Genomic DNA, 8,406 nt, shown 5'->3' on the forward strand with positions numbered 1-8,406 from the left:
GCCGCTCAGCCCCCGCCTGGACGAGCAGTGACCCTCCCGGACCGTGCCGCTCCGGACTGCGCTGCTTCGGAACGCGCTGCTCCGGACTGCGCGGCGGTCTCGTAGCGGGCGCGGGATCGGTCGCCGAACTCCGCCTCGGGACGGCCGTCCACCCGCTTCCCCTTCGTGCCGCCCGTCATGCCGCCCGTCTCACCGTCTTTCGCGTCGTCCTTCTCGCCGTCCGTAGAGGCGTCCGCCCCGGCGTCCCTTTCGGCCTCGGCGTCCTTTTCGGCCTCGGCGTCGCTTTCGGCGTCCGTGTCGAGGTTCGGCCGGGCCTCGGGCGGGGGCTCGGGGGTGCCGTCCACCTTCTGGACGACGCGGCGGGTGGCCGTCCAGACGGCGGCGAACAGCACGAACCGGGACACGATGTTGATCCACACCATCAGCCCGGCGAGGACCGCGAACGAGGCGTAGACCGGGTTGCGCGCGGTGTGCGCGACCAGCAGCGTCCCGATCTGCTTGAGCACCTCCAGGCCGACCGCGCCGAACAGCGCGCCGCGCAGGATCTGCCGCCAGGGCGCGCGCGTCCCGGACAGCCGGCTGAACAGCACCAGGAAGATCAGCGTGTTGAACGCGCCCGCGACCACCAGCGACAGCAGCCACAGCATCACCCCCGCGCCGGTCACGTGGGCGAGGCCGACCACGTTCAGCACGCCCTGAGTGGCCGAGGCCGCCACCGACGAGACCGCGACGCTGAGCACCAGCGTCGTGCCGAGGAAGAGCAGCACCGCGATGTCCGCGAGCTTGAGCAGGAAGAAGTTGCCCTCCGGGGACGCCTCGTACCCCCAGATGCCGCGCAGCGACTCGCGCAGGACGCGGACCCAGGCGAGTCCGGTGAACACCAGCGCGACCAGGCCGATCACCCCGGCGGTGGTGCGCGACTGGGCGATCTTCTGCACCTCCAGCGGGCCGGACAGCCCGGGCAGGAGCTGCTCGATCGCCTTGATCAGGTAGTCGCGGGCCTCGTCACTGACCCCGACCAGGTAGCCGAGCAGCGCGTAGGCGAGGGCCAGCAGCGGGAAGAACGACAGGAAGCCGTAACTGGTCATCGCGGCGGCGAGGCGGTCGCCGCCGTGGTCCTGGTAGCGCTCGTAGGCCCGGCCGAGATGGTCGAACCAGGGCCAGCGGGCCCGCAGCGCGCCGATCGCGGCCTTCACGGCGTCCACCAGTGCCTCGACCCGGTGCAGCAGCGGTGTGATCACGAGCATGCACGCAACGTACCCGGCAGACCGGCGATCAGTCCGGCCCGGCGGGCCTTGTCCCGAGGGGCCGCCGGGCACCTCCGCGACCTGCGGATTCAGCGCTCCGGGAAGGCGAAATGGCGGTGCGGGCGCCAGATCCCGTCCTCGCCGTGCACGTAGAGCGAGAACCCCGACGCCACGAAGTCGGCCCGGTAGTCGGACAGGTCCTTGAACGCCCGGTCGAGGACCTCCTCGGGCAGGTGGTGGGCGACGGTGACGTGCGGGTGGTACGGGAAGGACAGCTCCCGGGCGAGCGGCCCGGTCAGCACCCGGGACTGGACGGCCTCGCAGCCGCCGATCCCCTCGGCGAGCGCCACGAACACGACCGGCGACACCGGGCGGAACGTCCCGGTGCCGCGCAGCCTGATCCAGAACCGCTCGCCCAGCGCCGCGACCGCGCTCAGGTGCTCCTCGATCGCGGGCATCGCCGCGACGTCCACCTGCGTGGGCGGGAGCAGCGTGATGTGCGTCGGGATCGTCCCGGCGAGCGGGTCCCCGAACGACTCGCGCTTGCGCTGCAGGTAGGCGCCGAAGGGCTCGGGTATGGGAACGGACACGCCGATGGTGCAGGCGTGCTCGGGATCGGTCGCGAGCGAGCGGTGCTCAGCGGCCACGTCCGACGAATCCCACCCGGTCGCGCACGACGTCCATGGTCCGCGCCGCGACCTCGCCCGCCCGCGCCGCGCCGTGCGCGAGGATCCTGTCCAGCGCGTCCTCGTCGTCCAGCAGCTTCAGGGTGCGCTCGCGGATGGGGGTGAAGGTGCCGGTGACCAGCTCGGCGAGGTCCTTCTTGAACTGGCCGTAGCCGGAGCCCGCGTAGCGCGCCTCCAAGTCGGCGACGGTGTCGCCGGACAGCGCGGAGTGGATGCGCAGCAGGTTGCTGACGCCCGCCTTGTTCTCCTCGTCGAAGCGCACCTCGGTGCCCGTGTCCGTGACCGCGCGCATGATCTTCTTGCGCATCGGCCCGGGCTCCTCCAGGACGTCGATGATGCCCTGCGGCGAGGACGCCGACTTGCTCATCTTGCTCGTCGGGTCCTGCAGGTCGGTGATCTTCGCGGCGCCGCGCGGGATGTACGCCTCGGGCTCGACGAACGTGGTGCCGAACCGGTGGTTGAAGCGGCCCGCCAGGTCGCGGGTGAGCTCGACGTGCTGCCGCTGGTCCTCGCCGACCGGCACGTGGAAGGCCTGCTCCCCCGTCCGCTCTCCCGTCCGCTCTCCGGTGCCGGGCTTCGCGGCGCCTGGTTCGGGCGAGTAGAGCAGGATGTCGGCGGCCTGCAGGATCGGGTAGGTGAACAGCCCGACGCTGGCGGCGGACGCGCCCTGCTTGGCGGCCTTGTCCTTGAACTGGGTCATCCGGCTGGCCTCGCCGAAGCCGGTGAGGCAGCTCAGCACCCAGGCCAGCTCGGCGTGCTCGGGCACCTGGCTCTGCACGAACAGGGTGGAGCGGTCCGGGTCGACGCCCATGGCCAGCAGCTGCGCGGCCGACACGCGGGTGCGGCGGCGCAGCGCGGCCGGGTCGTGCTCCACGGTGATCGCGTGCAGGTCCACCACGCAGTAGAAGGCGTCGTGCGTCTCCTGGAGCGCGACCCACTGCCGCAGGGCGCCCAGGTAGTTGCCGAGGTGGAACGAGTCGGCGGTCGGCTGGATGCCGGACAGCACGCGGGGCGCGGCCACGGGACCGGAACCGGCGGCGGGCGCCGGGCCGGCGGACGGGTCGGACGCGGCGGAGGAGGCGGCCGGGTCGGACGCGGAGGTGGCGGCGGACGGGGACACGGACATGGTCACGGACCGATTCTCTCAGGCCCCTTCCGGGGCGGCGGCAGCCGACCCGGCCTCCGGGGCGCGCGGCCCGGAGCGGCGCGACGGCCGCCTCCCACGCCGCGACCCGGGAGCAGGGTCGTCGGGCCGATCTCCGCCGCGGGCCGCGGGGACCGGTCTCCGCCGCGGGCCGCGGGGACCGGCGTCTCGTACTGCGCCCGCGCGTCTCGTCCACATCTTATGCACCCGGATCGCCCGCTCCGGGTCGCCGAGGCGGGCCGGACGCGGTGGCCCGGCCGATACCCTTGGCCGCATCGGGGGCGCTCGCCTCCGCCGCGGCCGGACGGGTACGGCCGCACGCGGACGTCTACGAAAGGTCGGACCTTGAAGCTGCTCGTGACGGGAGGCGCCGGGTACATCGGCAGCGTCGTCTCCGCGCAGTTGGTGGAGGCTGGACACGAGGTGGTCGTGCTGGACGACCTGTCCACCGGGCACGACGACGCGGTCCCGGCGGGCGCGCGGTTCGTCCGGGGGACGCTGCGCAAGACCGCCTTCGAGGTGCTGGACGGCGCGGGCTTCGACGCGGTGCTGCACTTCGCGGCCAAGTCGCTGGTCGGCGAGTCGGTGGCGAACCCCGCCAAGTACTGGGACGGCAACGTGGGCGAGTCGCTGGCGCTGTTCGACGCCATGCGGCGGGCGGGCGTCGGCCGGATCGTGTTCTCCTCCACGGCCGCGACCTACGGGGAGCCGGAGGGCACCCCGATCCTGGAGACCGACCCGACGCGTCCGACCAACCCGTACGGGGCGTCGAAGCTGGCGATCGACACGATCCTCACCGAGTACGCCCGGCTGTACGGCTTCGGCGCGGTCTCGCTGCGGTACTTCAACGTGGCCGGGGCGCTGCTGACCGACCGGGGCGCGCAGGGCGAGCGGCACACCGTCGAGACGCACCTGATCCCGAACGTGCTGAAGGTCGCGCAGGGCGAGCGCGAGGCCGTGAACGTCTTCGGCACCGACTACCCGACCGCCGACGGCACCTGCGTCCGCGACTACGTGCACGTCGTCGACCTGGGCCGCGCGCACCTGCTGGCGCTGGACGACACCGCCGAGGGCTCGCACCGGATCTACAACCTGGGCAGCGGCAGCGGCTACTCGGTGAACGAGGTGGTCGAGGTCTGCCGCGCCGTCACCGGGCACGCGATCCCGGTCGAGTACGCGGACCGCCGTCCCGGCGACCCGGCCGTGCTGGTCGCCTCGTCCGAGAAGATCAACGAGGCGCTCGGCTGGAAGCCCGAGCGGGACCTGACCCAGATGGTCGCCGACGCCTGGGCCTTCGCCCTCCGCTGACCCCGCGGCCCGCCGGCCCGCCACGCGCGCGGGCCGGCACGTTTTCGTAGGAGTACGCCTTGTCCACCCCACCCGCGTCCACCCCACCCGTGTCCGGCACGTCGGCCGCGTCGGCCGCGGCGCTCGCCGCCGCCTTCGCCGACGCCTACGGGCACGCCCCCGAGGGCGTCTGGCGCGCGCCCGGCCGCGTCAACCTGATCGGCGAGCACACCGACTACAACGACGGGCTCGTGCTGCCGTTCGCGCTGCCGCTGGGCGTGTCGGTCGCCGCGTCCCGGCGCGACGACGACGTGGTCGAGGTGCGGTCCCTGCAGGCGGACGGCACGGTCACCGCGCCGCTGTCCGGCACCCCCGGCGACGTGCGGGGCTGGGCGGCCTACCCGGTCGGGATGGCCCGGGTGCTGCGCGAGCACGGCGTGGGCGGCGCGACGCTGCTGATCGACTCCGACCTGCCGCAGGGCGCGGGCCTGTCGTCGTCGGCGGCGCTGGAGTGCGCCACCGCGATCGCGCTCTGCGACCTGCACGGCGTGTGGATCGCACCCGCCGAGCTGGCCCGGCTGGCGCAGCGCGCCGAGAACGAGCACGTCGGCGTGCCCAGCGGGATCATGGACCAGTCCGCCTCGATGCTGTCCTCGGCGGGCAGCGCGCTGCTGCTGGACTGCCGCAGCGGCCTGACCTCGAACGTCCCGTTCGCGCCGGGCGAGGCCGGGCTCACCCTGCTGGTGGTCGACACCCGAGCGTCGCACGAGCTGACCGGTGGCGAGTACGCGCGGCGCCGCGCCGAGTGCGAGAAGGCCGCGGAGATCCTGGGCGTGGACGCCCTGCGCGACGTCAAGGACCTGCCCGCCGCGCTCGGCCGGCTCTCCGACCCGGTGCTGCGGCGGCGCGTCCAGCACGTGGTCACCGAGAACCACCGCGTCGAGGCGACCGTCGGCCTGCTGCGCGCGGGCGCGGTCGCCGAGGTCGGCGGGCTGCTGCTGGCGTCCCACATGTCCCTGCGCGACCAGTACGAGGTCTCCTGGCCCGAGGCGGACGTCGCCGTGGACGAGGCCGTCCGGGCGGGCGCGCGCGGCGGGCGCATGGTCGGCGGCGGCTTCGGCGGCTCGGTCATCGTGCTCACCCGCACCGAGAGCGCCGACCGCGTCCGGAACGCCATCGAGGCCGCCTACCAGGCCCGCTCCTGGACTCCCCCGGTCTTCCTGGACGAGACCGCCCCGTCCGCCGGGGCGCACCGGCTCGTCTAGGCGCACCGGCTCGTCTAGCGGAGCGTCACCGCCGCAGCGTCGTCGGCGGGCCCGGTGTCGCCGAGGTCGTGTCCGGCGGACGCGGCGAGCGTCGCCCGGCCGCGTCCCCGCCGCAGGTAGGCGGTGACCGTCCGGGCGTGCCCGGGACGCAACCGGCCCAGCAGGCAGCGGATGTACCAGCCGGGCCGCGCCCTCCGCAGCACGCGGCAGTGCGCCCCGGCCATCCGGACGACGACGGCCCCCTGCGCGCCCACGCTGAGGGTGACCCGGCGGGCGGGGCGGGGCCCCCGGTCGGTGACGGTCGCCCTGACCGGTACGACGTTTCCGGGGCGTCCCTTACGCGGCGTCACCAGGCGGACGGCGACGTCCGTGCCGGGCGTCACCGGGACGCCGACCTCGGCGGTGCCGTCCCGCGCGACCCGTTCGGACCGTCCGGCCAGGCGGGCCGTGGCGCGCAGCACCCCGGACGCGCCCGGCCGCACGATCCCCAGGATGTGGACGGACCGCGGGCGCGAGCCTCCGGAGAACGAGCAGCGGACGACCCGCCCGGACCCGCTCGCGGCACCGCCCCGGGCGACCTCGGTGCAGCCGGGGTCGCTCGTGCCGATGACGTCCACGGCGTCGGGGAGGCGGAGTTCGGCCGCACGCGTTCCCGCGTCCCGCAGGGTCAGCGTGTAGTCGAGCACGCCCCCGCCACGCACCGGACGCGGCACCACCGACAATCTCACCCCCGGATCGGCCACGTGCCGCGGCGACGGCCGTCCCGCCGCCACCGCCCCCGCCGACCCAGGATTCGCCGCCGCCTCCGACCTCGTCTGCCCCGGACTCGCCGTCCTCGGCCACGGCGGCCCGATTTTCCCCGCCGCCTCCGACCTTGCCGGGCCGGGGCTCTCCGGCGGCCTGACCGCGGCGGGAACCGGGTCGGCTCCGGCCGCGAGCGTCACAGCGGCCGTCCCGGCCCCGACCAGCGCACGCGCCACCCTCCCGAAGATCACGCTTCGGATCCTATTCGCGACCCTCCGCAATGCCCCCGCCGGACACGCACGGGAACCGCGCGCCCAACCCCTCCGCCACCAGCGCCCGACCGGGGAACGCTCCCGGGTGCGGCGCGGGGCGGAGTATGTCGGGCCGTGGGACCGGGTGGGGCGGGGGCTCAGGACCCGTCGGTCAGGGCGGCGGCGATGTCGCGGCGGAGGGTCTCGACGGTGTCGCGGGCGTCGGTCTCGTCCAGGGCGGTGAAGCCCCTGATGGCGGCGTCGGCGCGGTCCAGGGCCTCGGGCAGCCGGTCCAGGCTGGACAGCAGGCGGGCCTCGTCGTAGTCGATCCGGGCGGTGTGCCAGGTGATCGCGGCCGGGTTGTCGGCGGGCAGGCCGGACAGGGAGTCGCGGGCCTCGGCCATCACCGTCAGGCTCTCCTCGGCCTGCCGGGACCACAGCAGGCACAGGGCGGCGCGGCGGCGGCAGTCGATCGCCCGGTACGGGTCGTCGGCCTGCGTGAACGCCTCGGCGGCTGCCAGGAAGCGCTCGGCGGCCTGCGCGTCGCGGTCGCCCTCGGTGAGGACGACCGCGGACTGCTCCAGGAAGTGGCCGATCGCGGCGGGGTCGGTCTCGGCGGTGGCGGCTTCGGCGAAGGTGTCGGCGGCCTCGGCCTCGCCCAGGTCGCGCTGCGCGGACGCGAGGATCACGCGGGCGCGCCGCAGCTCGTCGGGGTCCGAGGCGCTCGCGGACGCGTTCCGGGCCAGGGCGGCGAGGGCCTCCTCGACGGTCTCGGCGGCCTCCAGGGCACGGCCCGCGCCCAGGTAGGCGGCGGCGAGGTCGATGCGCGCCTGGTCGGCCTCCTCGGCGCGGCCGTGGCCGGTGAACGCGGCGACGGCCTCCACGAGGTCGGGCACGGCGTCCGCGGCGCCGCCCCGGGCGAGCAGGAGGCGGCCCCGCTCCCAGTGCGCGACCGGCCGCAGCAGCGGGGCGTCGTCCAAGGCGGCGGGCGCGTGCGCGACGGCCTCGTCCAGCGCGGCCCGCACGTCGGACTCGTCGGCCTCCGGGCCGTGCCCGGCGATCTGCGCGTACATCATGGACGCCTGCGCCAGAAGGCTGTTGCCGCCGGCCTTGCGGAAGGCGTCGCGGGCGGCGCGCAGGGCGGCGGCGGCCTCGGCGTGCTCGCCGAGCATGGCGTGGGCCTGGCCGCGGATGAGGGCGGCGTCGCCGTTCTCGTCGTCCACGTCCGCCAGCACGGGGAGGGCCGCCCGCGGGTCGCCGCCCGTCAGGTGGAACTGGGCGAGCCGGATGCGCGATCCGCGGATGCGGTCACGGGGGACGTCCAGGGCGGCCAGGCCCTCGACGGCCGCGGTGAGCAGGGGGCCGGCCTCCTCGCGGCGGCCGAGCGTCGCGAGGACCGCGCCGACGCGGCCGGAGACCGCCAGCGCGCGGGCGGGCTCGTCCGCCCGCTCGAACCAGGTCGCGGTGCGCTCCCAGACCTCGCCGGCCTCCGGCATCGCGCCGGACTCGGTGAGGGCGAGGCCGTGGCCGTCGAGGCGGCGGGCGGCGCGGAACCACTCGGCGGCGGGCGCGTCCTCGGCGGGCGGGACGTCCGGTTCGGTGCCGGTGACCGCGTCGAAGCGCGCGTACGCGGCGAGCGCGGTCGCCGTGTCACGGGTGTTCCAGGACTCTTCGGCGAGGTCGAGCAGTTCGTCCGGGTCGTCCACGGTGGCGACGTCCGGCCCGTCCGCCGGCCCGGCGGACGCCCCGGGCGCCTCGGCGGCCTCCGGGGCCGGGGACGGC

At 75.4% G+C, this 8,406-nt stretch carries 7 protein-coding genes; 2 read left to right on the top strand and 5 right to left on the bottom strand.

Translation table 11 applies throughout. From position 1 onward, the window contains the following. Positions 1-5: 5 nt before the first annotated feature. The 3 genes from DZF91_RS15835 to trpS form a co-directional block, all read right to left on the bottom strand. Positions 6-1,247 (bottom strand): YihY/virulence factor BrkB family protein, encoded by a 1,242-nt coding sequence (locus DZF91_RS15835; RefSeq protein ID WP_117358233.1) that lies wholly within the window; start codon positions 1,245-1,247, stop codon positions 6-8. Between the two features lie 89 nt (positions 1,248-1,336). Further along, positions 1,337-1,894: a 2'-5' RNA ligase family protein gene (locus DZF91_RS15840; RefSeq protein ID WP_235834329.1), complete on the bottom strand. Its 558-nt coding sequence runs from the start codon at positions 1,892-1,894 to the stop codon at positions 1,337-1,339. Continuing rightward, on the bottom strand, positions 1,884-2,954 hold the full coding sequence (trpS, locus tag DZF91_RS15845) for a tryptophan--tRNA ligase (RefSeq protein ID WP_235834330.1): 1,071 nt from the start codon (positions 2,952-2,954) through the stop codon (positions 1,884-1,886). Before trpS ends, DZF91_RS15840 begins: the two co-directional genes overlap by 11 nt. 468 nt (positions 2,955-3,422) lie before the next feature. On the opposite strand from trpS, the gene galE reads away from it, so the two are divergent. Together galE and galK are read left to right on the top strand one after the other, a co-directional pair. Further along, entirely contained in the window at positions 3,423-4,385 is a 963-nt protein-coding gene (gene galE, locus DZF91_RS15850) for a UDP-glucose 4-epimerase GalE (protein ID WP_117358235.1), read from the top strand. A gap of 89 nt (positions 4,386-4,474) precedes the next feature. Continuing rightward, the gene (gene galK, locus DZF91_RS15855) at positions 4,475-5,629 is read left to right on the top strand and encodes a galactokinase (protein WP_117358236.1); all 1,155 of its coding nucleotides are present in this window, start codon (positions 4,475-4,477) and stop codon (positions 5,627-5,629) included. Between the two features lie 14 nt (positions 5,630-5,643). On the opposite strand, the gene DZF91_RS15860 is transcribed toward galK, so the two are convergent. Beyond that, positions 5,644-6,342, bottom strand: coding sequence for a COG1361 family protein (locus DZF91_RS15860; protein WP_147341168.1), 699 nt, complete (start codon positions 6,340-6,342; stop codon positions 5,644-5,646). 440 nt (positions 6,343-6,782) lie between these two features. Beyond that, positions 6,783-8,406 (bottom strand): hypothetical protein (locus DZF91_RS39840; RefSeq protein ID WP_199486668.1); only part of this gene is annotated, 1,624 nt, incomplete at its 5' end.

The organism is Actinomadura logoneensis (genome assembly GCF_003428695.1).
Taxonomy (GTDB): domain Bacteria; phylum Actinomycetota; class Actinomycetes; order Streptosporangiales; family Streptosporangiaceae; genus Spirillospora; species Spirillospora logoneensis.